This window comes from Streptomyces sp. NPDC050842, assembly GCF_044456565.1.
Taxonomy (GTDB): domain Bacteria; phylum Actinomycetota; class Actinomycetes; order Streptomycetales; family Streptomycetaceae; genus Streptomyces.
On record NZ_JBITGA010000002.1, the window covers coordinates 791,859 to 816,294 of the forward strand.

Sequence of the window (24,436 nt, forward strand, 5' to 3'; positions counted from 1 at the left end):
GATCGCCCGAGCGCCGAGTGGGCGCCCGCACGAAGGGAGGGTGCCGTGCTGTCCGACTTCTTCGACCGCCTGCTGCGCCGTGGAGCCCGTTCCGGCTCCGGAGGGGGTACGCACGCGCCGCCGCGCGCCCTCGGGACCCTTGTGCTCGACGCGGACTTCTCCTCCGCCGAGCAATGGACCGCAGGCCGCTCCTGGGCCTATCCCGACGGCGGTCCGACCAATCCGGGGGACAACAAGCTCGACCACCTGACGGAGGATCCCGCCTACAGTCGAACGGGGGTGTTCCGGGCGACCCGGCGCGCGGACGGCTACTGGGACGCCGGACTGCTCACGACCGAGGGCAGCCCGGAGGGCTTCCTGGTGCGGGCGGGGGACGTGCTGGAGGCCCGGGTGCGACTGCCCGAGGAGACGGGCGCCTGGCCGGCGATCTGGACCTGGCTCGACGGCGGGCAGGAGGTCGACGTCTTCGAGTACCACCCCGACAACCCGGACCTGCTGGAACTGTCGAACCGCGTCCGGGGGCGCCACCACTATTTTCGGGACCCCGCCGTCCGGCCGGGGGCGTGGGTCGACCTCAGGGTCGAGTTCGGCGCCCGTTCCGTGGTGTGGTGGGTCAACGGCGCGCGGGTCTTCGACGACGGGCGCGGGGTGGGACCCTCCTGGCAGGCCCACCTCATCGTGAACCTCTCCGTCTGCGCCGGGCGGTACCACCCGGCGCCGGATGCCGGGGCATCGGAGATGTCGTACGAGGTGGCGGAGTTGCGCGTGTACCGCGAGTGACGGGTCTCCGGTCGAGCATCGGATCATATCGGCAGACAATGGGACGCATGGCACAGAATGCACCTCCGCAACGCGGTCCCTCGAAGCTGACCGTCAAGGGCCGGGACATGCGGCTCCGCACCATCGGATTCATCGTGCTCGCGGGTCTCGCGATCTGGTTCATCGCGGTCAACACCGGGTCGGTCAGCATCCGGCTGTGGATCCCCACCGTCACCCTGCCCCTCTGGGTCGTGCTCACGGTCACCCTGCTCGTGGGCATCGTCCTCGGTATATACATCGCCCGACGACGAGCCGTCCGACGGCGAGCCGGGCGCTGACCACCCGCCCGGCTCGCCGTACCGCCCCCGTTCCTTGAGCCGCTCCTTCAGCCGCGGGCCAGCAGGTCGCGCAGGCCGGCGGTGAGGCGTTCGTACTCCTCGGGCCGGTTGTAGATCTGCGCCGAGACGCGGATTCCGCCGCCCCCGGGCCAGTTCCAGACGAGCACGCGGCAGCCGAGCCGGGCGGCGATCTCCTCGCGCAGCGCGACCGCCTCCGGCTGTGTGCGGGCGAGGCCGGCGGGCAGGCGCAGCGACCGCATCGCCAGGCCTTCGCCGTACGGAAGCGGTGTCACGCCCGGGATCTCGTCGAGCAACTCCGCTCCGTAGCCCACCAGTTCCGCGTTGTGGGCGCGGACCCGGTCGCCGCCGAGGTCGGCGACGAGGTCGAGGCCCTCAGGTGCGGCGAGCCAGCCGGTGTAGTCGACGGTGGCGCGGTACTCCACCGCGCGGGGGAAGCCGCGGTCGTCCTCCCACGAGGGGACGGGCGCGTCGACCCGGGCCCGGTGGGCGGGGGCCACCGCGAGGACGGCGCTGCCCGCCGGCGCGTACGCCCACTTGTGCAGGTTCCCGAACCAGAAGTCGGGTGCGCCCGCGAGTGGATCGGCGAGCATGCCCGGGGCGTGGGCCCCGTCGACCACGGTGGTGATCCCGCGCTCGCGGAGCGCGGCGAGCAGCCGCGGGGTGGCGAGCGGCCGGGCGGTGGGCGAGCTGATCTGGTCGATCAGGACCGCCCGCGTGCGCGGAGTGAGCGCGGCGAGCACCGCCTCGCGCACCGCGTCCTCGTCCGGCAGGCCGGGGTCGAGGGCGACGGTGACCGTCCGGGCGCGGCGGGCGGCCGCCGCGACGACCGTGCCGTAGCCGTGGTCGGTGACCAGGACCTCGTCGTCGGCGTCCAGGCGCAGGGCGTCGAGCGCGAGGTTGGCGGCCTCGGTGGCGTTGGTGACGAAGGCGATCCCCTCGGGGTCGGCGCCCAGGTGGGCCGCGACGCGTCCCCGGGCCGCGGCGAGGCGGTCGGCGACGCCGAGGAAGAAGGCGTCGGGGTCGGCCATGACCTCCTCGGTCAGGCGCCGTTGGGCCTCGGCGACCGGGACGGGGACCGCGCCGAAGGAGCCGTGGTTGAGGTGGGCGACCGCCGGGTCGAGCCGAAACAGCCGCGCCCCGCCCGGGAACTCCCCTCCCGGGACGCCCCGGACGCCCCGGACACCCCGGATGCCTCGGATGCCTCGGACACCCCCGCCGCCCGTGACGCTTTGTCCCGCCCCGGCCGGCGGCACGGCGGACGCGGTCATCGGACCTCGACGGTGACGGTCCGGCCGGGGGCCACGCGCGTACGGACGACGGTGTAGGTCGCCCCGTCGATCACCTCGGTACGGGCCTCCCTGACCACCCCGTCGACGGCGACGGCGGCGTGGGCGCCCGGGAAGCGGGCCACCCAGGTGTACGGGGTGCTGCCCGAGGTGTGGGTGAGGGTCGAGCGGCGGTCCGTGTCGTGGCGCAGGGTGAAGGCGGAGTCGCCGACGCGCAGGTCCTCGATGGACAGCCACTCCATGCCGGCGGGCAGTCGCGACTGGGTGGCGAGAGTGCGGGCGGGGGCGTCCGGGGTGACGCCCATCAGGCCCTGGACGGTCTGGCCGACGAGGGTGAAGGAGACCTCGGGGTAGTCGCCGTTGGTGCCCTGGCGGGAGTTGACGTGCTGGACGTCCTTCTGGGCGTAGATGTGGCGCATCCACTTCCAGGCGGTGTCGGCACGGTTGTTGGTGAGGAAGGTGTCGGGGAGGTAGGTCAGGGCCTCGATGTTGTCGGGGCGTCCCTCGCCTTCGGCCTGCTCGTCGATGTAGTCGAGGTACGCCTCGCGCCGGTCCCCGGGGGCGACGATCTGCTTCATCGGCATGAACCAGCTGTTCTCCTTGCCCCAGCCGGTCAGGGCGCGCCCGTCGGTGGTGTAGCCGCGCACCATGTCGGCACCCGAACCGGTGCCGCTCCAGGTGGAGTTGAAGTAGGTCTTGAGCTCGCGGGCCCGGCGGTCGAAGCGGGCCGCGAGCTGGTGGTCGCCCTTGGCGCGGGCGAGGGAGGCCATCGCGCGGTAGGCCTGGTACTGCGAGCCGATGGCGTCGCCGGCCTCGGCGAGCGGTTCGTCGCTCTGCTCGTTGTAGCTCGCGACGCCCTGGAAGATGCCCTTGCCGGTGCCCTCGGCCACGCTCACCCGGCCGTTGTCCTTCTTCCCGTCGTGAAGGGTGACGAACTCCTCGGTGGCGTGGCGGTAGAACTCCCACAGGGCGGGGTCGTCGAGGTAGGCGGGGTCGCCGCTCCAGCGGTACGCCTCCTCGGCCTTCTGGACCAGTTCGAAGGGGGCGGGCACCTCCCGGACGAAGAGGCTCGGGCTGCGGTAGTCGATGGAGAGGTAGGAGCGGTTGTCGAAGTTGAGGGCCCACACCGGGTAGTAGGCGTGCTCGGCGGTCGCGGAGGAGGCGAAGGCGCGCAGCATCTCCTTGTTCTCGGTGTGCAGGCCGAGCACTCCGGCGCCGGAGAGCTGGTGGGCCATGTCGCGGGAGTAGTAGCCGCTGCGGTTGGCGTAACCCGCCCAGTAGGACGGGGCGTAGACGCCGGTGCCGGTACCGCCGGTCTGGCGCTCGTCCGCGTCGAGCGGACCCTGGGTGCCGGGCAGGTGCACCCAGCTGTTGGCCTTGCCCTTGGCCCAGTCGAACATCTCGACGATCTCGGGGTCACTGGAGGAGACGCGGGGGTCGGCGGGGGCGGCCGGGGAGACCATCACGTCGTCGACGTTGACCCAGCCCTCCCCCGACTCGAAGGCGATCTCCAGCCGGTCCCCGGGGGCGAGGGCGATCCTGCCGAGGGTGTGGCGGCGGTAGTCGGCGGCGGCGGGCAGGGCCCGCTCGGCGACGGTGGCGCCGTTGATCCGCAGGACGTACCGGCCGCCGGGGCCGCCGGTGGCGATCCACGCGGAGACGAGGTAGCCGCCGTGGCCGGTGGCCGTGACGGTCTGGGAGACCTTCATGCCGCTGCCCGCGTCGAGGTAGGCCAGCCGGCTACCGGCGTGCGGATTGTTGCTCGCGACGCCGGTTCCGGTGGTGAACTCCCAGCCCCCACCGCCCTGTTCGAAACCGGGATCGGCCACGGCCAGCACGGCGGGAGCGGAGCCGGAGGCAGGGGTGGAGCCGGAGGCAGGGGCGGGGGCGGACGGGGATGCCAGCGCCGGGGTTCCACCGGCGGCCAGTGAGGCGAGCAGGGCGACGGCGGACAGCAACGACAAGCGGGAACGCGTCATGAGGGGTCTCTCCCGGATCGGATCAAGGTGGGTCGGGGGCTGGGCGCGCGGCACGCTAGCAACAGCAGCTGACGCATTGCAATGGTCCTGACACAGATCGAACGTTGACTGAACTGAAAGTTTTCACCGAAGCATTGCAAGTCGAGTGATCACCCTTGTAATGTCCGGCCCCGTCAAGTTCCGCAACGGTGCGAGCGAGGGGATCCGGCATGACGGACCAGCAAAGTGGAAGACAGCCGGGGCGCCGGCAGGTACTGCGCGGCGGCAGCGCCCTGGCGGCGGCCGGACTGGGCGGGCTCGGCCTCACCGGCCTGACGACGCTCACCGGCTGCTCGGGCAGCGGAGACACCGGAGCGGGCGGTTCGGGCGCCGCCGGGGATCCACGCAAGGGAAAGATCACGGTCTGGTCCTGGCAGGGCCCGGCGGCACAACTCAAGTCGCTGATACCGGAGTTCAACAAGACGTACCCGGACATCCAGGTGACCGTCGAGGACATCGGCAACCCCGCGATCTGGGACAAGATCACGGCCGGTCTCGCCGCCGGCGGCCAGGGCCTCGCCGACGTCCTGCACATCGGCGTCGACTATCTGCCCGGGTACGTCGAGCGCTTCCCCGGAGGCCTCGCCGACCTCGCCCCGCTGGGCGCACCCGCCCACAAGGGCGCCTTCGCCTCCGGCCTCTGGCAGACCGTCTCCCCCGACGGCAAGCGCGTCAACGCCCTCCCCTGGGAGGCCAATTCGGCGGGGTTCTACTACCGGGCCGACCTCTTCGAGAAGGCCGGGGTCGACGTCGGCGCGCTCCAGACCTGGGACGAGACGATCGAGGCCGGCAAGCGGCTCAAGGCGCGTACGGGCGTCCATCTCCTCGGCATCGACAAGCCGGCCTCGCAGCCCGACGCCGCCAACTTCTTCCAGATGCTGCTCCAGCTCCAGGGCGCCTTCTACTTCGACCTGGAAGGCCGCATCACGCTGGACTCCCCGGAGGCCGTCCGGGCGATGACCCTCATCAAGACCATGAACGACGCCGGGCTCGTGAGCAATCTGGCCGGCGGCTGGAACGCCCTGATGAGCTCCCTCAAGCGGGGCACCGCCGCCGTACTCCCCTGGCCCACCTGGTTCGGCGGGATCATCGAGGAGCAGGTGCCCGGCGAGGCGGGCAAGTGGAAGGTCCGGCTGCCCCCGGCCGTCCGCCGTGGCGGCCCCACCGCGGCCACCGTGAACTCCACCCACCTCGCGATCGCCGGCAGCAGCAAGCAGCAGGCGGCGGCCTGGTCCTTCGTCGAGTTCGCGCTGACCCGCCCCGCGTCCCAGGTGCGGATCTACCGGGGCAAGGGCATCGCGCCCGCGCTCCTCAAGGCGTACGACGACTCCGTCTTCCACGAGCCGTCCGCCTTCTTCAGCGGGCAGCGCAAGGGCGAGATCTTCCTCGACGCCCTCAAGGCGCCCGGCTCCGCCGTGAACTACACGGCCGACTACGCCCGCGCCCTGAAGCTCGTCACCGACGCGCAGTCGAAGGTACTGCTCAAGGGCGCCGACCCGGCGAAGGTCCTCGGCGAGGCGGCGAGCGAGCTGGCCCGCCAGACCGGCAGGAAGAACGTGCGATGACTCCGAGCGCGCCCGCCGCCGTCGCGCCCCGCCCCGCCGCGCGTCGGCGCGGGCGGTGGGGCACGGCCGCCCCGTACCTCTTCGTGCTGCCCGCGGTGCTGCTCTTCGCCGCGTTCAAGCTCTACCCCATCGGCTGGTCGTTCCTCCTCAGCCTGCACCGCACGGTGGGCGGTACCGAGACGTTCGTGGGTGCCGATAACTACGCACGTCTCGCCGACGACCCGCTGTTCTGGACCGCGCTGCGCAACACCGGGGTGATCCTCGTCGTCCAGGTGCCGCTGATGCTGGCGCTCGCCACCGGGCTCGCGGTCGCCCTCGACTCCACCCTGCTGCGCGGCCGGCCCGTCTTCCGGCTCGGCTTCTTCCTGCCGATGGTCACGGGGCTCGTCGCGTACGGCATCGTCTTCTCCGTCCTCCTCAACGAGGAGTACGGGCTCGTCAACTGGCTGTTCGGCCTCGTCGGCATGGACCCGGTGCCCTGGCTGACCGAGGGGCTGTGGGCCCGCATCTCCCTGGGCCTCGCGCTGACCTGGCACTACACCGGCTACAACGCCGTGATCCTGCTCGCCAGGCTCCAGACGATCCCGGCCGAGCTCTACGACGCGGCCGCCGTCGACGGGGCCGGGGCGCTGAGCGCCTTCCGTCACGTCACGCTGCCCGGGCTGCGGCCCGCGCTGCTCCTCACGACGGTCCTGTCCACGATCGGCACGCTCCAGCTCTTCGACGAACCGTACGTCCTCACCGGCGGCGGGCCCGACAACGCGACCCTGACGATCGGCGTGTACCTCTACCAGAACGCCTTCAAGTACTTCGACTTCGGCTACGCCTCCGCCGTCGCGTACGCCCTCACGGTCCTCGTCGGAGTCCTCGGCCTGATCCAGTTCCGCCTCCTCGGGGAGAAGTCGTGACCGCCCGCAGCCGCCATCCCGGCCGGAGCATCCTGCTCACCTCCGGGCTCGCCATCGCCCTGGCCGCCGTCGCGGTCCCCTTCTACTGGCTGGCCGTCGGCGCCACCCACAGCTCACAGGAGATCTTCGACAGTCCGCCGCCCCTGCTGCCCGGCGGGCACCTCCGGGAGAACCTCGCCACCCTCCAGGAGACCGCCGACTTCGGCCGGGTCGTGCTCAACTCCCTCGGCATATCGGTCGTCTACACGCTCCTCGCGGGGGTGGTGTGCACCTTCGCCGGATACGGCTTCGCCACCTACCGGTTCCGCGGCCGCGAGGCGCTGTTCGGCCTCCTCATGCTCGGCCTCGTCGTGCCCGCGCAGATCACGCTCGTCCCGCTGTTCAAGATGATGGCCGAACTGCACTGGCTCAACACCTACCAGGCCGTCATCGCCCCCAACCTGGCCCTGCCCTTCGGCATCTTCCTGATGCGCCAGTCGATGGCCGCGCTGCCGAAGGAGCTGCTCGACTCGGGCCGGATGGACGGCTGCGGGGAGTTCCGGCTGTTCTGGCGGGTCGCCCTGCCCCCGATGCGCCCGGCCCTCGCGGCCCTCGCCCTGTTCCTCTTCCTGTACCAGTGGAACGACTTCATCTGGCCGCTGATCGTGCTGCGCGACGACAGCACGTTCACCATCCCGGTCGCGCTCGCCTCCCTCCAGGGACTGGACGAGACCGACTACGGCGCCATCCTCGCCGGCACCGCCATCGCCGCCGTACCGATGGCGATCGTCTTCCTCGCACTCCAGCGCCACTTCGTGTCCGGGCTCCTCGCGGGCGCGGTGAAGGAATGAGCACCCCGATGACGCAACAGCAGCAGACCGCACAGACACGGCAGCCTGAACGCGCCCCCGCCGTGGTGACCACCGCGCACGCGGCCCCCGCCCCCGTCGAGCCGTTGCTCGACGACGTGTCGATCGCCGTCCTCTCCCCCGGCCACCCCGGCGTGCGTCCCGCATGGGAACTGGCATCCCTCCCGGACGGGCTGCGGATGCTGTCCGTCCGGGCCGACGGGGTGCCCGTGGAGATCCGTCTCTCGGTGCCGCTCGGCGACGCGGCCGGGTACTGGCAGCCGGAGGGCGGCTGGCGGCGCACGCTCGTGGCCGACTGGGAGGGGCTCAGCCGGGTCAGCCTGATCTCCGGCCCCGCCGTCGGCTGTCTGTACGAGCACTCCGGCGCCACCCTGCTCGCCTTCGCCGCGGCCGACCCGGTCCCCGAGGCCACGGTCCGCTTCGGCGTCTCGGAGGAGAACGACACCCACGTCGTCCATCTGAGCCTCCCGGCCGCCGCGGAGCCGCACCGACTGCTGCTCGCCCCGCGCGCGCCGTCCGTCGCCGCCGCCCTGCGACCGCTGCGTACCTGGTTCGCCGCCGCCCACCCGCCGATGCCGTTGCCGGACACGGCCCGCCTCCCGGTGTACTCCACCTGGTACGCCTTCAACCAGGACGTCACCGCCGAGGCCGTCGAGGCGCAGGCGGGACCGGCCGCCGCGCTGGGCTGCGGGGTCCTCATCCTGGACGACGGCTGGCAGCGGTTCGGCAACGGCCGGGGCTACGCCGGCTGCGGGGACTGGGAACCGGACCCCGCCAAGTTCCCCGACCTCGCCGGCCATGTGGCCCGGGTGCGCGACCGAGGGCTGCGCTATCTGCTCTGGGTGGCGCCGCTGCTGCTCGGTCCGGAGGCCGACTGCCACGACCACTGGGCGTCCGCGGCGCCCGTCCCGGCCACCGTGCCGGGCGCCTCCGTGCTCGACCCGCGCCGCCCCGACGTGCGCCGGCACGTCGTCGATCTGTGCGTCTCCCTCGTGCGCGAGTACGGCGTCGACGGCCTCAAGCTGGACTTCCTCGACGAGGCGGCGGTCTACGCGGGCGACGGCGCCGGGGACGTCGGCCGGGCGATGACCGTGCTGCTCACCGAGGTGCGCCGGGCCCTGGAGGCCGTACGGCCCGAGCTGCTGCTCGAACTGCGCCAGCCGTACGTCGGGCCGGGCATGACGCCGTTCGGGAACATGCTGCGCTCCTACGACTGCCCGGCGGACGCGACCGCCAACCGGGTGCGGACCCTCGACACGTCGCTGCTCGCGGTGGGCGGAGCCGTCCACTCCGACATGGTGATGTGGTCCCGCTCCGCGCCGGTCGAGACGGTGGCCCGCCAGCTGATCGGAGCGCTGCACGCGGTCCCGCAGCTCTCCGTACGCCTGGACGAGGTGCCGCCGGAGCACCTGGCGACCGTACGGTTCTGGCTCGGGCGCTGGCTCCTGCACCGGGAGCTGCTGCTCGACGGGGACGTGGAGCCCGGCCGGCCGGACGAGCTGTACCCGCTGGTGGTGGCGGCGCGCGGCGAGGAGTGCCTGGTGAGCGTGCACGGCGACCGGGTGGTGGAGCTCGACTTCGCCGCGTACCGCGGCTTCCACCTCGTCAACGGCTCGGACCGGGACCGGCTGATGGTGGAGGTCACCGGCGGCGGCGGCCGGGTGGCCGCCCGGGTCCACGGGCCGGACGGCCGTATGATGAATGATCCGCTGTCGCACCTGCCGGAGGGGCCCCGCTCCCTGGCCGTCCCGCGTGGCGGTCTGGTTTCGCTCGTACTCACGGAAGGACCGCGATGAAGGTCGGCATCACCGACGTCGCAGCCCACGCACAGGTCAGCGAGGCCACCGTCAGCCGGGTGATCAACCGGCGGCAGGGCGTGTCGAAGAAGACCCGGGAGGCGGTCGAGCAGGCGATGGCCGAGCTCGGCTACGAGCGGGTCACGCAGGGGCAACTGGTCGCGGTGGTGACGGAGTTCGTCTCCAACCCGTTCTTCGCCGACGTCGCCGAGCGGATCGAATCGGCGCTCGCCCCGCACGGCCTCAAGACGGTGCTCTGCCCCGTCTTCCCCGGCGGAGTGCAGGAGTTGGACTTCCTCACCTCGCTCGTCGACAAGGGCGTCGCGGCCGTCGTCTTCCTCTCCGCGTCCAACACGGTGGAAGGCGCGGACACGGACGGCTACGAACTGCTGCGGCAGCGCCGCGTCCCGTACGTCGGGATCAACGGCGAGTTCGCGGACGGCGTGCCGGCCCCGGTCTTCTCCACCGACGACGCGCTCGCCGCCGAACTGGCCGTGGACCACCTCCACCGCCTGGGCCACCGGCGCATCGGCATGGCATCGGGCCCGGCGGGGAACCGGCCCGCCGACCGGCGGGTGCGGGGCTTCGTCGAGGCCATGGGCCGGCGCGGCATCGACGGCGCGGAGGACTGGGTCGTCCGCCAGTCCTACAGCGTGGAGGGCGGGCAGGCCGCGGCCTCGGCCCTCGTCGGCCTCGGCGCCACCGGGATCGTCGCGGCCAGCGACTTCATGGCCCTGGGCGCCGTGCGCGGGATCCGCCGCCAGGGTCTGTCCGTGCCGGGTGACGTGTCGGTGGTGGGTTACGACGGGTCGACGGTCACCGAGTTCACCGATCCGGCCCTGACCACGGTCCGCCAGCCCGCCGACCGTCTCGCCCTGGAGGTGGGGCGCAGCGTCCTGGCCCTGGTCAGCAACCGCGAGGTCCCCACGGGCGAGCTCCTCTTCGACCCGGAGCTCGTCATCCGCGCCTCGACGGGCCCCGCGGCCCCGTAGGGGTGGCGGGCGCCGAACGGAAAGGGACTCGGCCAGTGACGGAGACCGGCAGGGCCGGAGCGACTTCGCTCAGCGCGCGGGCTCGTGAGGCCGTGCTGCAGCGCATCGTCGACCGGCGGTACGCGCAGGGCGCTCGGCTCGTCGAGCGGGAGGTCGCCGAAGAGCTCGGCATGTCCCGCGTCCCCGTGCGCGAGGCGCTGCGCGCCCTCGTCGCCGAGGGCCTCCTCGAACTGCTCCCGCACAGCGGGGTGCGGGTGCGGCGCCTCGAACGCGTCGACGTGGAGCATTTGTACGAGGTCTGGGAGCCGCTCGCGGTGCAGGCGTCGCGGCTCGCGGCGCGTGCCCTGACCGGGGGCCGCACCAAGGAACGTCCGGAGAGCCGTACCGAGGGCCGCGCCGAGGGCCGTACGGAGAAGCTCGCCGCGCTGGAGGCGACGCTCCGGCAGGCCGAGTCGGCGGCGGCGGCGGGCGAGGGGACGCGCGAGGTGGCCGCCCACACGGCGTTCCACGAGGGCATCGTGGAACTGGCGGGCAATCCGCTGCTCGCCCGCACCATGGAGCAGCTCAGCTGGCAGCTGAGGCTGTTGTTCGGCCTGCGCGAGGAGCCCGCGCACATGCGGGCCCAGCACGCCGAGATGTTCCGGCACATCGCCGCCGGGGACGCGGAGGCCGCGGCGGCGAGCACGCTGCTGCACGTACGGGACAGCAGGGCCGTCGCGCTGCGTTCCCTCTTCGGCGACGCCTGAGTATTTGTATACCAAGACGGATTCAACCCCACCTCGCCGACGCGCACGAGTGTCGTGACGTGCGGATTTCGTCGTCTCTCGATCACGCCCTTGTCCGGCGCCGTTCGCTTGGTATACAAAAATAGGGAGCCCATCGGCCCTCTCCCCAAGGAGCTCCCATGCGTGTCGAAGGCACCCCGCCGTTCTCCTCCACCCCTGCCGCCCTCTCCCGGCGCACGATGCTCGCCGGTGCCGCCGCCCTGGCTGGTACGACGGCCGCGATGGCCGCCCCCTCGTCCTCCGCCCACGCCGCGACCCCGTCGCACTCCGAGGCCGCCGTGTCCGGCGCCGCGGGCCGCCATGCCAAGGCCGTGGTCTTCCGGAACGTCCGCCCGTTCGGCGCGGCGAAGGCCACCGACCTGGTGGTCGTCGACGGCCGCATCGCGAACGGCCCTGCGCCGCGTGGCGCGAAGGTCGTCGAGGGCGGCGGCCGGATCGCGCTGCCCTCGCTCGTGGACGCGCACATCCACCCCGACAAGACGACCTGGGGCGGCTCCTGGGTGTCGCGGCGCCCCGCGAGCGGCATCGCCGACTACGTCGCCCAGGACGTCGAGCTGTTCAAGGCCCAGCGCCGCCCCGTCGCGGAACGCGCGTACGGGCTGATGTCCCACGCCGTCACCCGGGGTACGCGGGCGATGCGCGCCCACGCCGATGTCGCCCCGGCCTACGGCCTGGCCGGCGTGGAGGGTGTGGCGGAGGCCCGTGAGCGGCTGCGCCACTCGCTCGACGTCCAGATCGTGGCCTTCCCGCAGCACGGCGTCATCCGTACGCCGGGCACGGCGGCACTCCTTGAGCGGGCGGCGCGCGAGGGCACCATCGACATGATCGGCGGCATCGACCCGATCGGCTTCGACCAGGCCCTCGACGCACAGCTCGACGTCGTCTTCGGCATCGCGGACCGCCACGGCGTCGGCGTGGACATCCACCTCCACGACCAGGGCGAGAAGGGCCTCAAGGCGATGCGCGGCATCATCGACCGCACGCGGGCCCTGTCGCTCGCCGGCAAGGTCACCGTCAGCCACGTCTTCTGCCTGCCGGGCCTGTCGGACCGCGAACTCGGCTCACTCGCCACCGACCTCGGCGCCCAGGACATCGCCCTCACCACGGTGGCGCCCTCCGACTCGCTGGTGCTGCCGATCGCCCGGCTGCGCGAGCACGGCGTGCGGGTCGGGCTCGGCTCCGACGGCGTGCGCGACTCGTGGAGCCCCTTCGGCAACGCGGACATGCTGCACCGCGCGCAGCTCCTCGGGTGGGTGCGGGACGTCCGCCTCGACGAGGAGCTGGAGGACTGCTACCGCGTCGCTGCCCACGGCGGCGCGGACGTCATGGGCCTGGCGCACGCCGACCTCACGCCCGGCGCCCCGGCCGACTTCGTCCTCGTACGGGGCGAATGCCTGCCGCAGGTGGTCGTGGACATGCCCCAGCGGGACATGGTCGTGCACGGCGGAGCCGTGGTGGCCCGCAACGGCGAGTTCCTCGCCTGACCCCAGGGGGCGGTACGGCGAGAGCGGTGGTCAGCGCGGGACATTCGTCTTGGGAGCGCTCTCAACACCTGAGCGGTACAGATATCCTGGTCGGCGTCGGACCGCAGCTCAGCAGACGCAGACGAGGAGCGACCGCCTTGCCCGATCAGACCACGGGGTCCCGCCCCACGCTGGAAGCCGTCGCCGCACGCGCCGGTGTGTCCCGCGCCACGGCCTCCCGCGTCGTCAACGGGGGTGCGGGCGTCCGCGCTCCGCTGGTCGACAAGGTGAACCAGGCGGTCGAGGAGCTCGGCTACGTGCCGAACCACGCGGCGCGCACCCTGGTCACGCGGCGCAACGGCGCGGTGGCCGTGATCATCGAGGAGCCGGAGTTCCGGATCTTCTCCGATCCGTTCTTCGAGCAGCAGGTGCGCGGTATCAGCCGGGAGTTGACGGCGTACGACGCCCAGCTGGTGCTGCTGTGGGTGGAGGGTCCGGGCGACCACGAGCGGATCGCGCGCTATCTGGGCGGCGGGCACGTCGACGGGGCGCTGGCGTTCTCCCTGCACAGCGACGACGCGCTGCCCGCCCTCATCGACCGGGCCCGGATCCCGGTGGTGTTCGGCGGGCGCCCCGCCCCCGGCACCGACCCGGCCGTGCCGTTCGTCGACTGCGACAACCGCGGCGGCGCCCGGGAGGCCGTGGGGCATCTCGTCGGCCTGGGCCGCCGGGCCGTCGCCCACATCGCCGGGCCCCGGGACCAGACGTCCGCGGTCGATCGGCTCCACGGCTACCACGACGTCCTTCCCGACGCCGATCCGGACCTCCTGTGCCAGGGCTCCTTCACCGAGGAGAGCGGCGCCCGCGCGATGGCCGAGCTCCTCGACCGGCGGCCGGACGTCGACGGTGTCTTCGTCGCGAACGACCTGATGGCGACGGGTGCGCTGCGCACCCTGCGGGAGCGCGGGGTGCGGGTCCCCGAGGACGTGGCGGTCGTCGGCTTCGACGACATGGCCTCGGTGGTCGACCGGACCACGCCGGCTCTGACGACGGTCCGTCAGGACATCGAGGGCATGGGCCGGTTGATGGTCAAGCTGCTGATGCGGCTGCTCGACGGGCCCGGCGGCGCGGCTCCCGGCTCCGTGATCACCCCGACGTCGCTGGTGCGCCGCGACTCGGCCTGAGGGAACGCGCGGAGCGGCGGGCCCGGAGGTGTCTCCGGGCCCGCCGCTCCTGTGGGGGTGTCGGGTCAGTCGTACGGGATGACGACCACGGACCGGTCCGTGCCGGTCTGGACGCGCGCGTCGCCGTTCCCTATCGCGCTCCACACCTCGAGGCGGACCGTCCCGCCGTTCAGGTTGCCGAGCGTTCCGGTGGCGGACTTGAGGCCGCGGGACTGGGCGTACTCCTCCCAGCCGGTCACCGGGTCGGTCGCGAAGTAGTGGTACGTCTCCGTTCGTTCGAAGGTGCCGTCGCCGGTGAGGTCGTAGCTGATACGGGCCTGCTGGCCCAGGCCGACGGACGTACCGGCGTCGAGCTGGAGGCGGAAGGCGGTGGAACCGCCCGCCTTGAGCGTGCCGTTGACGCCCTTGACCTCGTAGACGACCGGACGGTTCGGGGTGCCGTCGTGGTTGCCGCCCTGGGCCGAGAGGACGGTGTCGCTGCCCGCCGTGGCGCCGGTGGCCGTGGTGAGCGTGCCGCCGGTGCGGAGCTGGAAGGTGTTCCCGGTGCCGGGCTCCGGCTCCGGGTCGGGGTCCGTGCCTCCGCCCGTGCCGTTGCCCGTGGCGGTGGAACGCGCGGGCACGGACAAGGACTTGCCGTCGGAGAAGGTGACCGTGCGGGCGGTCGAGCCGTGGTTGTGGGCCACGTACGTCCGCGTCGTGCCCTTGGTGAAGACGGCCGAGGTGGGCAGCGACCCGGTGACGGAGGCGTCGGGGGCGCCGAGCGTGTCGAGGGTGGTGAGCCAGTGGTAGGTGTGGGCCTTGGACTCCCCCGCCTCCGGGGTGTATCCGGCGTGGCCCGCGTCCCACTTGGCCTTCGCGGCGGCCGGGTCGGCGAAGGACTGGAACTCCCAGAGGATGTCGCGCCATTCGACGGCGGGTCCGCCGTTCTCGCGCTCCAGCTCGGCGATGTTGCGCCGGACGGCGTCCTTGTGTCCGCCGAGGTGGAGTGAACCGCCGGTCACGGGGAGGACGTTGATGCCGTGGATCTCCTCGGGGTTGGCGGTCCACCAGGTCGAGTAGGCGGCGCCGCTGCCCCACACCATGCCGGCCGTGTCGTGCTGGAAGCCCGCGGGGAAGACCTGCTGGTCGGCGTCGAACCAGTACTGGGCGATGGCCTCGCCCTCCGTGGTGAGGAGGTACGTGCCGAGGTCGCGCAGCGCGGTGTCACCGGTCGCCGAGCCCCACAGGACGAGCGCCGCACTGAGGTTGGTCGACTCCGAGGACGACTCCTGGTTGTTTCCGGCGGCGAAGCCCTGGTGGCCGCTGGCCCAGCTGTGCCCGGCGTAGACGTCGAAGCCGCGCAGGAAGGGGTAGGCGCCGTCGGTGCGGCTGGGGTTGGCGGTGTCGCGGACCAGGGTCTTCACCATGGAGCCCCAGGCGGAGTCGGCGGCCCAGGCCGGGTCGTACTGGGCGACGATCGCGGCCGCGTACACGTAGTAGCCGTAGTGGAAGTGGTGGTCGTTGAGTTCGGTGTCGCTGCCGTAGGAGGCCGGATAGCCCGTGAGGGTCTTCCATGCCTGGTCGTAGGAGAACTCGCTCGCTCCGCCGGCCGTGAACCAGTCCTGGAGGCGGCCCTTCATGAGCCCGAGCAGTTTGTCGCGGATCGCGCCCTCGCCGATCTGGTCGGCGAGCGGCACCAGCTGGGCGAGCTTGCCGAGGGCCTTGCCCGTCCAGTACGTGTCGACGGCGCCGGAGAACGGGTCGGAGGAGTTCGCGACCTCGTTCAGGTAGCCGCGCAGCCGGGCCGTGTCCACGCCCGCGCCGCCCGGGAGGCCGGGCAGGGTGGCGGCCGCCTTCTGAGTGGTGGTGAAGGAGGCCGACTCCCGGACCTTCATGGTGCCGCGGGGCGAGACGTACGTGTACGGGGTCAGCGGGTCGGTGGTGTGCAGCCACTGGTGCCGGTAGAGCGCCTGGAGGGAGCCGCGCTCGGCGCCCTCCTTCGCCTCGGTGGTGAGGCTGTAGGTGGCCCTGACCGTGCCCGCGTCGTAGCTCCAGTTCACCGTGGATCCGGTGACGAAGCTGTACGCGTACTTCCGGTAGGTCGCGAGCGCGTCGGTGGAGGGCAGCACGGCGACGGAGAAGTAGTCCTTGCCGCCGAGGCCGGCGGTGATGGTGGAGCCGGACACGTTCCAGTCGGTGCCGGTGGGCGAGAAGAGGGCGTAGTGGTGGCCCGCGACGGTGATGCCGAGGACGTTGCCCTGGTCGGCGAAGACGGTGGGTGCGGTGGCGGTGGTGATGCGGGCGTCGCCGCCCGTGCCCTTGGCGTACACGAAGGGCATGCCGTGGCCGATGGTCGTGCGCAGGGTGCGCGCGCCGTCGGACCAGTAGGGGGTGACCGTCCAGTCGGACCAGGCGTCGGCCTTGGTGTCAGGCGAGTTGAGCCCGGTGAGGCCGAGGGTCAGGTCGCGCTTGTGGGCGTACTCGTACTGGCGGCCGTCGCCCACGACGGCGGCGCTGGTCGGGTAGCCGATGTCCAGGCCGCCGGCGGTCGCCTGGTAGGTGAGCGGATGGCCGTACATGGGGGTGGAGTACGGGTTGTCCCCGTAGCGCTGGAAGGCGAGGGAGGACCACCAGTCGTTGGTGGGCACCGGCTTGCCCTGGGCGGCGGCGGTGACCTTGGGGGTGACCGGTGCGCCGGTGTTGGTGGTGGGGCCGGAGGTACCGGCGGGGCGGGTGTCGGAATAGCTGCCGGCGCCCACCGGGACGGTGGCGGCGGCCGCGGGGCCGGCGGCGGGGCCGAGTCCCAGGGCGGCGAGGGCGGAGACCAGGGCCAGTACGGCGACCGGTCGGCTGCGGGGGGATGGACGGCTGCGGGGAGTGAGCCTGGTGCGGGGGGTGAGCCTGGTGCGGGGGGCTGGCATGAACGGGCACCTCATGTCGTCACGACGGATCGAGCACGGACGGCCTTCGAGAGCGCTCTCAAGCGCACCGAATGGCCGAAAACGTAAAACTCTCGAAACCTGGGTGTCAAGAGAGGGGACACGGACGGCAGTTGGGCCCGAGTCCAAGCCGTTACGCCTTCAAGTCTTGACGGGACACCCGGAGCGCAGGCACGCTCCAACCGCATTCTTGAGAGCGCTCTCAACCAGTTCTCTCGCTCGCCCCGGAGCCAAGGGAGGCCCCCATGCCCATCGACCGAGCCGCCAGATCCACCACCGTCGCCGTCCGCCTCGGCGCGGTCGTCCTCAGCGGGGCGCTGCTCGCCGCCTGCGGAGGTTCGTCGGACGGGGCGGCCACGGACGGCGCGGGCGGAGAGGTCACGATCACCGTCGACCTCTTCGGCTCCTTCGGCTACAAGGAAGCCGGGCTGTACGCCGAGTACGAGAAGCTCCACCCCGGCGTCACGATCAAGCAGACGGACACGGAGGACGAGGCCGACTACTGGAAGTCCCTCCAGACCCGGCTCGCCGGCGGCGGCGGGCTCGCGGACGTCCAGGGCATCGAGGTGGGCCGGATCGCCTCCGTCACGCAGCAGCAGGCCGACAAGTTCGAGGACCTGAAGAAGTACGGGGCCGACGGCCTCAAGGGGCAGTTCGCCGAGGCGAAGTGGGCGGCGGCCACCGGGAAGAACGGCGAGGTGCTCGGGCTCGGCACGGATGTCGGCCCCGAGGCGATGTGCTACCGCAAGGACCTCTTCGCGAAGGCCGGGCTGCCGACCGACCGCGAGGAGCTCGCCAAGCGGTGGTCCACGTGGGACGGCTATCTGGCGCTCGGGAAGCAGTACAAGGCGAAGGCCCCGGGCAAGAGCGCCTGGCTCGACAGCATCGGCAGCCTCTACTCGATCATGATCGGGCAGGAGGAGGAGCGGTACTACGACGCCTCCGGGAAGCTGATCTGGGAGGACAACCCCGCCCTGCGCGCCGCCTGGGACCACTCCGTCCAGGCCGCCGAGGGCGGGCTGAGCGCCGAGCTCGACCAGTGGTCCCCGCAGTGGAACCAGGCCTTCGCCGCCGGTTCCTTCGCCACGATCCCCTGCCCCGCCTGGATGCTCGGCTACATCAAGGGCCAGGCCGGCGAGAGCGGCAAGGGCAAGTGGGACGTCGCGGCGCTCCCCGGCGGCGCCGGCAACTGGGGCGGCTCCTACCTCGCCGTGCCGAAGGCCGCGCAGCACAAGAAGGAGGCGTACGAGCTGATCAAGTGGCTCACCGCCCCCGAGCAGCAGACCAGGCTCTTCGAGAAGCAGGGCAACTTCCCCTCCTCCACCGGCGCGATCGAGAAGGTCGCCGCCGCCACGGACCCGTACTTCTCGAACGCGCCGATCGGCCGGATCTTCGGTGACGCGGCCAAGGCGGCCCCCGTGCAGGTCCTCGGTGTGCACGACCAGAACATCGCCCAGCAGATCACCAACGCGCTGAGCGAGGTCGAGCGCAAGGGCACCGCGCCCGCGAAGGCGTGGGAGAACGCGCGGAAGGGTGTCGCGAACACCCTCGGCTGATCCCGGTGCCGGACGGGCGGCCCGCTCCCCCGCGTACGCCCGTCCGGCCCCGCGTTCCCCGTTCGCCCCCGCCCCCGCCGTACACCCGTCTCGACTCCTCCCGAAGGGCCGCACCGTGACCCTCACCGCACCCGCGACACCGCCGCCGGCGTCGGCACCGCCGAAGTCCCTCCCCGCGCCCCGGCGGGAACCGGCCGTCCGGCGGGCCTGGCGGAAGGCCTCGCCGTACGCCTACATCGCCCCGTTCTTCACCCTGTTCGCCGCCTTCGGCGTCTTCCCGCTGGTCTACACGGCCTACGTCTCGCTGTACCGGGTCGAGCTCCAGACGCCCGGCGACATGGAGTGGCGGGGGCTCGGCAACTACACCGCGCTGCTCGGCGACGAGTTCTTCTGGACCGCGCTGCGCAACACCTTCACCATCGGTGTGCTCTCCACCGTGCCGCAGCTCGTCATGGCCCTCGGGCTCGCGCATCTCCTCAACTACCGGATGCGCGGCCGCACTTTCCTGCGGACCGCGATCCTGCTGCCGTACGCGACCTCGGTCGCCGCCGCCACCCTCGTCTTCGCCCAGCTCTTCGGGCGCGACTTCGGTCTGATCAACTACGTCCTCGGCGTCGTCGGCATCGCTCCCGTGGACTGGCAGACCGGGACGGTCGCCTCACAGATCGCCGTCTCGACCGTCGTCGTCTGGCGCTGGACCGGCTACAACGCGCTGATCTACCTGGCCGGCATGCAGTCGATCCCCGACGAGCTGTACGAGGCGGCCGCGATGGACGGCGCCTCGCGCTGGCGCCAGTTCCTCCACGTCACACTGCCCGGGCTGCGGCCCACCATCGTCTTCACCGTCGTCGTCTCCACCATCGGCGCGACCCAGCTGTTCGGGGAGCCCCTGCTGCTCGAAGGGTCTATCTCGGGCGGCATCTCGCACCAGTACCAGACGCTCGGTCTCTACATGTACGAGCAGGGCTGGGGCTTCTTCCACCTGGGCCGGGCCGCCGCCATCGCCTGGGTGATGTTCCTGCTCATCGTGGTGCTGGTCGGGGTCAACGCCCTGATAGCGCGCCGCCGTTCCCGCAAGGAGGCCGGCCGATGACCGCGCCGAGCACCACCGAGATCCCGCCCGTTCCGGCGCGGCGCGACGCCCCGGCCGCCCCAATGCCCCGGCCCCGGCCCCGGCGCAGCCGCCCCTCGCGGGCGGGCCGCACCCTGCACGCGGGGCCCGTCGCCTACGCGATCCTGATCGTCGCCGTCCTGGTCTCGGCGTTCCCGTTCTACTGGACCCTCGTCGCGGCGAGCCGTTCCAACGCCGATCTGGCGCAGGTCCCGCCGTCCCTGGTGCCCGGCCCGCACCTGATCCGCAACTTCGAGGCCGTGCTCGAAGAGGCGGACATCGGCAAGGCGTTGCTGAACTCCCTCATCGTCTCCGGTTCCATCACCCTCGGCACCGTGCTCTGCTGCACCCTCGCCGGCTTCGCCTTCGCCAAGCTCCGGTTCCGCGGCCGGGGTGCGCTGCTCGCGCTCACCGTGGGCACCATGATGATCCCGCCCCAGCTCGGCGTGATCCCGCTCTTCATGATGATCGCCGAGCTCGGGTGGGTGAACCAGCTCCAGTCGGTGATCCTGCCGGGCCTCGTCTCCGCGTTCGGCGTGTTCTTCATGCGGCAGTACCTGGTCCAGACGCTGCCGGACGAGCTGATCGAGGCGGCCCGGGTCGACGGCGCGTCCACCGCCCGGATCTTCTGGTCGATCGTGGTGCCGATCGCCCGGCCCGGCATGGCGGTGCTCGGGCTGCTGACCTTCATGGCCGCGTGGAACGACTTCTTCTGGCCGATCGTCGCCCTCACCTCCTCCGAGCCGACGGTCCAGGTCGCGCTGCGCCAGCTCGGCGGCGGCTACGTCCACGACCAGTCCGTGATCATGGCGGGCACGCTGCTCGGCACCCTGCCCGTGCTGCTGGTCTTCGGCCTGCTCGGCCGGCAGATCGTCGGCGGCATCATGCAGGGCGCGGTCAAGGGCTGACCCCTCCCCCATTCGACACTCCTCGCCAACAGACCTCTCACCACCGGGAGTTCCCACCTCATGACCGCGCTCGACGCTCGCCCCGACAGCCAGACCGCTCTCCGGTTCCCGCAGGGTTTCCGCTGGGGCACCGCCACGGCGGCGTACCAGATCGAGGGTGCCGCAGCCGAGGACGGCCGCACGCCGTCCGTCTGGGACACCTTCAGCCGCATCCCCGGCACGGTGCGCAACGGCGACACCGGTGACATCGCCGCCGACCACTACCACCGGCTCGACGAGGACATCGCCCTCCTGCGGCGGCTCGGCGTCACCGACTACCGCTTCTCCGTCGCCTGGCCCCGGGTGGTGCCCACCGGTCGAGGGCCGGTCAACACCAAGGGGCTCGACTTCTACCGGCGGCTCGTCGACGGTCTCCTGGAGGCCGGCATCCGGCCCGTGGCGACGCTCTACCACTGGGACCTGCCCCAGGAACTGGAGGACGCGGGCGGCTGGCCGGCCCGGGAGACCGCGTACCGCTTCGCCGAGTACGCGGGCGTCATGGCGGAGGCCCTCGGCGACCGGGTGGCGACCTGGACGACGCTCAACGAGCCCTGGTGCGCCGCCTTCCTCGGCTACGGCAACGGCGTGCACGCCCCGGGGCGCACCGACGCCCTCGCCTCGCTGCGCGCCGCTCACCACCTCAACCTGGCCCACGGTCTGGCGGCGCGGGTGCTGCGCGGGGCGCTGCCCGCCTCAGCGGAGGTGTCGCTGACGCTCAACCTGCATGCGGTGCGGGCCCTTTCGGAGTCGCCCGAGGACAGGGACGCGGCCCGCCGGATCGACGCCGTCGGCAACCGGATCTTCCTCGACCCGGTCTTCCACGGCCGGCTCCCCGAGGACCTGGTCCGCGACACGGCCGGGATCACGGACTGGTCCTTCGTCGAGGACGGGGACCTGGCGACGACGGCCGCGCCGATCGACTCGCTGGGCATCAACTACTACTCCCCCGCCGTCGTCGCGGCGGGGAGCTCCGAGTCCCCCTCGCCGTGGGCGGGCGCCGAGCGGCACGTACGGTTCGAGCCGGCTCCCGGGCCGCGCACGGCCATGGACTGGCCGGTGGACGCGGACGGGCTGTACGAGCTCCTGGTCCGGCTGCGGGACGAACTGCCGGGCGTCCCCCTGGTGGTGACGGAGAACGGCGCGGCGTACGACGACTACGCCGACCCGTCGGGGAACGTGAAGGACCCCGAGCGGGTGGCCTATCTGCACGCGCACCTGGCGGCGGTGCACCGCGCCCTCGCGGACGGGGCGGACGTGCGGGGCTACTTCCTGTGGTCGCTCCTCGACAACTTCGAGTGGGCGTACGGCTACAGCAAGCGGTTCGGCATCGTGCACGTGGACTTCGCCACGCAGCGCCGGACGCTGAAGGACAGCGCCCGCTGGTACGCGGACGTGATCGCCCGGGGCGGCCTCGGCGGCTGAGAACGCCGAGGGGGGTGCCGTGGCACCCCCCTCGGGGCCGCGGCACCCCCGGTCACCGCCCGGTGTGGGTCAGTGGGTCACTGGCGCTGCCACAGGGCGGGGACGTTCGGCGGTTCCCACCCGGTCTGGGCCTGGTGGCCCTGGAGGCAGCGGTAGGTCGCTCCGCCGTACGTGACCGTGTCACCGGCCGCGTAGACCTTGCCCGCCGCCCAGGTGCCGCCCGGCTGCGGTTCGCCGGGCCCGGGGCCCGGGTCGGTCCCGGTGGTCTTCAGGGTCAGGCCGTAATTCTGCAGCAGCGGGTTCAGCGGCTGGAAGAAGGTCGTGCCGCCGCTGGAGCAGTTGCCCGAGCCGCCCGAGGTGACGCCCTGGGCCTGGCTGCCGGAGATGTACGAGCCTCCGGAGTCGCCGGGCTCGGCGCAGACCGTCGTGCGGGTCACGCCGGAGATCGTGCCCTCCGGGTAGGTGACGCTGGTGTTGTGCTGCTGGATCGTGCCGCAGTGCCAGCCGGTGGTCGAGCCGGAGCGGCAGACGGACGCGCCGACGGGCTGGAGGACCGACCCGGTCACCTGGACGTTCGCGCCGCCGGAGCCCTTGACGTACGGGGTGGCGGTCCAGTTGGTGTTGGCGGCCACCCAGGCCATGTCGTTGCCGGGGAAGACCGAGCCCTGGAAGCTGCCCTGGGCCACCTGGTTGAAGCCGCTCGTCGTGGTGCCCGCGCGGCCGCAGTGTCCGGCCGTGGCGAACCCCTGGGTCGTGCCGCGGGTCACCGCGAAGCCGACGGAGCAGCGGCCGCCGCCCCCCATGTAGTACGCGTCGCCGCCGCGGATGTCGTACAGCGGGCGGGGTGCCCGGTCGGTCCTCACGACCCGTACGAGGTCGCGCGGGACTCCGGTGGCGTCGACGAGTCGCGCCCCGGCGCCGGCCCGGGTCTCCTCGACGACGAGGACATTGGCGCGCACGTCGACGTACCGGACGGGCGCCTCGGCGGTGGCGGCCCGGTCCAGGGCCTGCTTGGCCCGCTCCAGTGCGGTCAGGCTGTGCGGGACGAGCCGGGCGTTCGCGCCGGTGGCGCGTATCGCGGCGGCGTCGGCGGCGCGGGTGGTGGCCACGGTCAGGGTGCCGGACTCCGCCCCGTCCACCCAGGCCCCGGCGAAGGCGCCGCCGATGCCCTGGCGGATCCGGGCGGCGGTGGCACCGGCCTCGGCCTCGTTGGCGAGCCTGGTCAGGGCCTGGGGGCGGGTGAGTCCCAGGTCGCGCTGCATGGCGGCGAGGAGTTCGGGCTGGGCGGCGTCGGCGGCGAGGGTCCGGGCGGCGGTCTTCCCGGTCGGGTTTCCGTCCGGGGCCGCGGTGGCGGTCCCGGCCTGGAGGCCGGCCAGCGCCATCCCGGCGGCGACCAGCGCGGTACACGCCGCGCGGGCGTGTCGTCGGAGCATGGGGTGTCTCCTCGGTTCGGTGGGGGATCTGCCGAAACCGTAGGGATCCCGAAGGGGGCGGCGGGAGTTGTCAGTCGGCCCCTGCCACGGCGTTATGCCCAGGGGCACCGGCCCGGCCCGCACTGTGGGCGAGCGCCTCCGCGTGGGCGGCCCGGGTGTGGTGGAGGACGGTCGCGGCCCGACCGGCCGCGCGCCCTTCGGGGTGCCAGCCGAGGAGGTGCCGCCAGACGAGCGGGGCGCCGGACAGGGGGCGGGTCACGATGCCCGGTGTCGCGGGGAAGGTGGCCCGGCAGAGGCCGACGGCCCGCCCCACCTGGACCAGGTGCACGCAGGAGGCGGTGTCCGTCTCGTACACGCAGGCCGGGGTGAAGCCCGCGCGGACGCAAGCGGCGGCGAAGCAGTCGCCGAAGCAGCCGTCGCCGGGGACGTCGGTCCAGGCCTCCACCGCCAGTTCGGCCAGGTCGAGTTCGGTACGGGACGCCAGCGGGTGGTCGGCGGCCAGCATCACGTACACCGGGTCGCGGGCCACCTCCGTCCAGGCGAGCCGTCCCGCCTCGGGCGGCGCGCTTTCGCCGCAGACGCCGACCAGGGCGAAGTCCAGCCGTCCCGCGGTGACCCCGCGGGCGATCTCCCGCTCCGACCAGGAGGTGTGCGTGGTCACCGGCGAGCCGGGCTCGGTGCGGGCGAGCCGGTCCACGAGGCCCCCGAGGAGCGGGCCGTGGGTGCCGCCGAGCCGGTAGCCGCCGGCGCCCTCCCGGGCGAACCGCACCGCCTCCTCCTGCAACTCGCACACGGCGGGCAGGACGACCCGGGCGCGGTCGAGGACCAGGTCCCCGAGCGCCGTGGTCCGCACCCCCTCCCGTCCCCGCTCGAACAGCGCGCCGCCCAGGGCTCGTTCGATCCGCTTGAGCTGGGCACTGAGCGCGGGCTGCGCGAGACCGAGCGCGGTGGCGGCGCGCGTGAGACTGCCCGCGTCCGCGATGGCCCTGATCGCCTTGAGGTGCCTCAACTCCAAGTCCATACCGAGAGCTTGACGCCCCGCCCCCGATAGGTCCAGACCAGCGACGGACGCGGGCGCCTCAGGCG

The 24,436-nt window shown here is 72.6% G+C and carries 19 protein-coding genes; 14 read left to right on the top strand and 5 right to left on the bottom strand.

Going from position 1 to position 24,436, the window contains the following annotated elements:
• The first annotated feature begins 141 nt into the window (after window positions 1–141).
• Both ACIBG6_RS08755 and ACIBG6_RS08760 read left to right on the top strand, forming a co-directional pair.
• Window positions 142–780 (top strand): beta-glucanase, encoded by a 639-nt coding sequence (locus ACIBG6_RS08755; RefSeq protein ID WP_399221965.1) that lies wholly within the window; start codon window positions 142–144, stop codon window positions 778–780.
• Window positions 781–827: 47 nt separating this feature from the next.
• A complete protein-coding gene (locus ACIBG6_RS08760) occupies window positions 828–1,097 on the top strand; it encodes a LapA family protein (RefSeq protein ID WP_399221854.1) in 270 nt (89 codons plus the stop codon).
• A gap of 47 nt (window positions 1,098–1,144) precedes the next feature.
• Here the strand turns inward: ACIBG6_RS08760 and ACIBG6_RS08765 are convergent, their stop codons facing one another.
• Together ACIBG6_RS08765 and ACIBG6_RS08770 are read right to left on the bottom strand one after the other, a co-directional pair.
• A complete protein-coding gene (locus tag ACIBG6_RS08765) occupies window positions 1,145–2,386 on the bottom strand; it encodes an aminotransferase class V-fold PLP-dependent enzyme (protein WP_399221855.1) in 1,242 nt (413 codons plus the stop codon).
• Complete coding sequence (locus tag ACIBG6_RS08770) at window positions 2,383–4,383, bottom strand: hypothetical protein (protein WP_399221856.1); 2,001 nt, start codon at window positions 4,381–4,383, stop codon at window positions 2,383–2,385. The genes ACIBG6_RS08765 and ACIBG6_RS08770 overlap by 4 nt, the downstream gene beginning before the upstream one ends.
• A 209-nt stretch (window positions 4,384–4,592) precedes the next feature.
• On the opposite strand from ACIBG6_RS08770, the gene ACIBG6_RS08775 reads away from it, so the two are divergent.
• The 8 genes from ACIBG6_RS08775 (at window position 4,593) to ACIBG6_RS08810 (ending at window position 13,963) form a co-directional block, all read left to right on the top strand.
• The gene (locus ACIBG6_RS08775) at window positions 4,593–5,987 is read left to right on the top strand and encodes an ABC transporter substrate-binding protein (protein ID WP_399221857.1); all 1,395 of its coding nucleotides are present in this window, start codon (window positions 4,593–4,595) and stop codon (window positions 5,985–5,987) included.
• Window positions 5,984–6,895, top strand: coding sequence for a carbohydrate ABC transporter permease (locus tag ACIBG6_RS08780; protein WP_399221858.1), 912 nt, complete (start codon window positions 5,984–5,986; stop codon window positions 6,893–6,895). The genes ACIBG6_RS08775 and ACIBG6_RS08780 overlap by 4 nt, the downstream gene beginning before the upstream one ends.
• Window positions 6,892–7,725 carry a carbohydrate ABC transporter permease gene (locus ACIBG6_RS08785; protein WP_399221859.1) on the top strand — a complete coding sequence of 278 codons (834 nt, stop codon included), beginning with the start codon at window positions 6,892–6,894 and terminating at the stop codon, window positions 7,723–7,725. The genes ACIBG6_RS08780 and ACIBG6_RS08785 overlap by 4 nt, the downstream gene beginning before the upstream one ends.
• 8 nt (window positions 7,726–7,733) lie before the next feature.
• Window positions 7,734–9,539 carry a glycoside hydrolase family 36 protein gene (locus tag ACIBG6_RS08790; RefSeq protein ID WP_399221860.1) on the top strand — a complete coding sequence of 602 codons (1,806 nt, stop codon included), beginning with the start codon at window positions 7,734–7,736 and terminating at the stop codon, window positions 9,537–9,539.
• A complete protein-coding gene (locus ACIBG6_RS08795) occupies window positions 9,536–10,531 on the top strand; it encodes a LacI family DNA-binding transcriptional regulator (RefSeq protein ID WP_399221861.1) in 996 nt (331 codons plus the stop codon). The genes ACIBG6_RS08790 and ACIBG6_RS08795 overlap by 4 nt, the downstream gene beginning before the upstream one ends.
• Window positions 10,532–10,533: 2 nt before the next feature.
• Window positions 10,534–11,277: a GntR family transcriptional regulator gene (locus ACIBG6_RS08800; protein ID WP_399221862.1), complete on the top strand. Its 744-nt coding sequence runs from the start codon at window positions 10,534–10,536 to the stop codon at window positions 11,275–11,277.
• Window positions 11,278–11,435: 158 nt separating this feature from the next.
• Window positions 11,436–12,800 carry an amidohydrolase family protein gene (locus ACIBG6_RS08805; RefSeq protein WP_399221863.1) on the top strand — a complete coding sequence of 455 codons (1,365 nt, stop codon included), beginning with the start codon at window positions 11,436–11,438 and terminating at the stop codon, window positions 12,798–12,800.
• 137 nt (window positions 12,801–12,937) lie between these two features.
• Entirely contained in the window at window positions 12,938–13,963 is a 1,026-nt protein-coding gene (locus tag ACIBG6_RS08810; RefSeq protein ID WP_399221864.1) for a LacI family DNA-binding transcriptional regulator, read from the top strand.
• Between the two features lie 65 nt (window positions 13,964–14,028).
• On the opposite strand, the gene ACIBG6_RS08815 is transcribed toward ACIBG6_RS08810, so the two are convergent.
• A complete protein-coding gene (locus tag ACIBG6_RS08815; RefSeq protein WP_399221865.1) occupies window positions 14,029–16,863 on the bottom strand; it encodes a glycosyl hydrolase in 2,835 nt (944 codons plus the stop codon).
• 263 nt (window positions 16,864–17,126) lie between these two features.
• Between ACIBG6_RS08815 and ACIBG6_RS08820 the strand changes: the two genes are divergently transcribed.
• The 4 genes from ACIBG6_RS08820 to ACIBG6_RS08835 all read left to right on the top strand — a co-directional run bounded on the left by ACIBG6_RS08820 (window position 17,127) and on the right by ACIBG6_RS08835 (window position 21,917).
• The gene (locus ACIBG6_RS08820) at window positions 17,127–18,437 is read left to right on the top strand and encodes an ABC transporter substrate-binding protein (RefSeq protein WP_399221866.1); all 1,311 of its coding nucleotides are present in this window, start codon (window positions 17,127–17,129) and stop codon (window positions 18,435–18,437) included.
• 115 nt (window positions 18,438–18,552) lie between these two features.
• Window positions 18,553–19,530, top strand: coding sequence for a carbohydrate ABC transporter permease (locus ACIBG6_RS08825; RefSeq protein ID WP_399221867.1), 978 nt, complete (start codon window positions 18,553–18,555; stop codon window positions 19,528–19,530).
• Window positions 19,527–20,456: a carbohydrate ABC transporter permease gene (locus tag ACIBG6_RS08830; RefSeq protein WP_399221868.1), complete on the top strand. Its 930-nt coding sequence runs from the start codon at window positions 19,527–19,529 to the stop codon at window positions 20,454–20,456. The genes ACIBG6_RS08825 and ACIBG6_RS08830 overlap by 4 nt, the downstream gene beginning before the upstream one ends.
• Before the next feature lie 60 nt (window positions 20,457–20,516).
• Entirely contained in the window at window positions 20,517–21,917 is a 1,401-nt protein-coding gene (locus tag ACIBG6_RS08835; RefSeq protein WP_399221869.1) for a GH1 family beta-glucosidase, read from the top strand.
• A gap of 77 nt (window positions 21,918–21,994) precedes the next feature.
• On the opposite strand, the gene ACIBG6_RS08840 is transcribed toward ACIBG6_RS08835, so the two are convergent.
• Both ACIBG6_RS08840 and ACIBG6_RS08845 read right to left on the bottom strand, forming a co-directional pair.
• Window positions 21,995–23,350 (bottom strand): carbohydrate-binding protein, encoded by a 1,356-nt coding sequence (locus ACIBG6_RS08840; RefSeq protein ID WP_399221870.1) that lies wholly within the window; start codon window positions 23,348–23,350, stop codon window positions 21,995–21,997.
• Window positions 23,351–23,420: 70 nt separating this feature from the next.
• Window positions 23,421–24,371 (bottom strand): LysR substrate-binding domain-containing protein, encoded by a 951-nt coding sequence (locus ACIBG6_RS08845; protein ID WP_399221871.1) that lies wholly within the window; start codon window positions 24,369–24,371, stop codon window positions 23,421–23,423.
• Window positions 24,372–24,436: the final 65 nt, after the last annotated feature.

Bases quoted from the DNA above. Each gene is read 5' to 3' on its own strand.
- ACIBG6_RS08760 (WP_399221854.1), top strand. From the start codon at position 828: ATGGCACAGAATGCACCTCCGCAACGCGGTCCCTCGAAGCTGACCGTC.
- ACIBG6_RS08765 (WP_399221855.1), bottom strand. From the start codon at position 2,386: ATGACCGCGTCCGCCGTGCCGCCGGCCGGGGCGGGACAAAGCGTCACG.
- ACIBG6_RS08770 (WP_399221856.1), bottom strand. From the start codon at position 4,383: ATGACGCGTTCCCGCTTGTCGTTGCTGTCCGCCGTCGCCCTGCTCGCC.
- ACIBG6_RS08775 (WP_399221857.1), top strand. From the start codon at position 4,593: ATGACGGACCAGCAAAGTGGAAGACAGCCGGGGCGCCGGCAGGTACTG.
- ACIBG6_RS08780 (WP_399221858.1), top strand. From the start codon at position 5,984: ATGACTCCGAGCGCGCCCGCCGCCGTCGCGCCCCGCCCCGCCGCGCGT.
- ACIBG6_RS08790 (WP_399221860.1), top strand. From the start codon at position 7,734: ATGACGCAACAGCAGCAGACCGCACAGACACGGCAGCCTGAACGCGCC.
- ACIBG6_RS08795 (WP_399221861.1), top strand. From the start codon at position 9,536: ATGAAGGTCGGCATCACCGACGTCGCAGCCCACGCACAGGTCAGCGAG.
- ACIBG6_RS08805 (WP_399221863.1), top strand. From the start codon at position 11,436: ATGCGTGTCGAAGGCACCCCGCCGTTCTCCTCCACCCCTGCCGCCCTC.
- ACIBG6_RS08815 (WP_399221865.1), bottom strand. From the start codon at position 16,863: ATGCCAGCCCCCCGCACCAGGCTCACCCCCCGCACCAGGCTCACTCCC.
- ACIBG6_RS08820 (WP_399221866.1), top strand. From the start codon at position 17,127: ATGCCCATCGACCGAGCCGCCAGATCCACCACCGTCGCCGTCCGCCTC.
- ACIBG6_RS08830 (WP_399221868.1), top strand. From the start codon at position 19,527: ATGACCGCGCCGAGCACCACCGAGATCCCGCCCGTTCCGGCGCGGCGC.
- ACIBG6_RS08835 (WP_399221869.1), top strand. From the start codon at position 20,517: ATGACCGCGCTCGACGCTCGCCCCGACAGCCAGACCGCTCTCCGGTTC.
- ACIBG6_RS08840 (WP_399221870.1), bottom strand. From the start codon at position 23,350: ATGCTCCGACGACACGCCCGCGCGGCGTGTACCGCGCTGGTCGCCGCC.
- ACIBG6_RS08845 (WP_399221871.1), bottom strand. From the start codon at position 24,371: ATGGACTTGGAGTTGAGGCACCTCAAGGCGATCAGGGCCATCGCGGAC.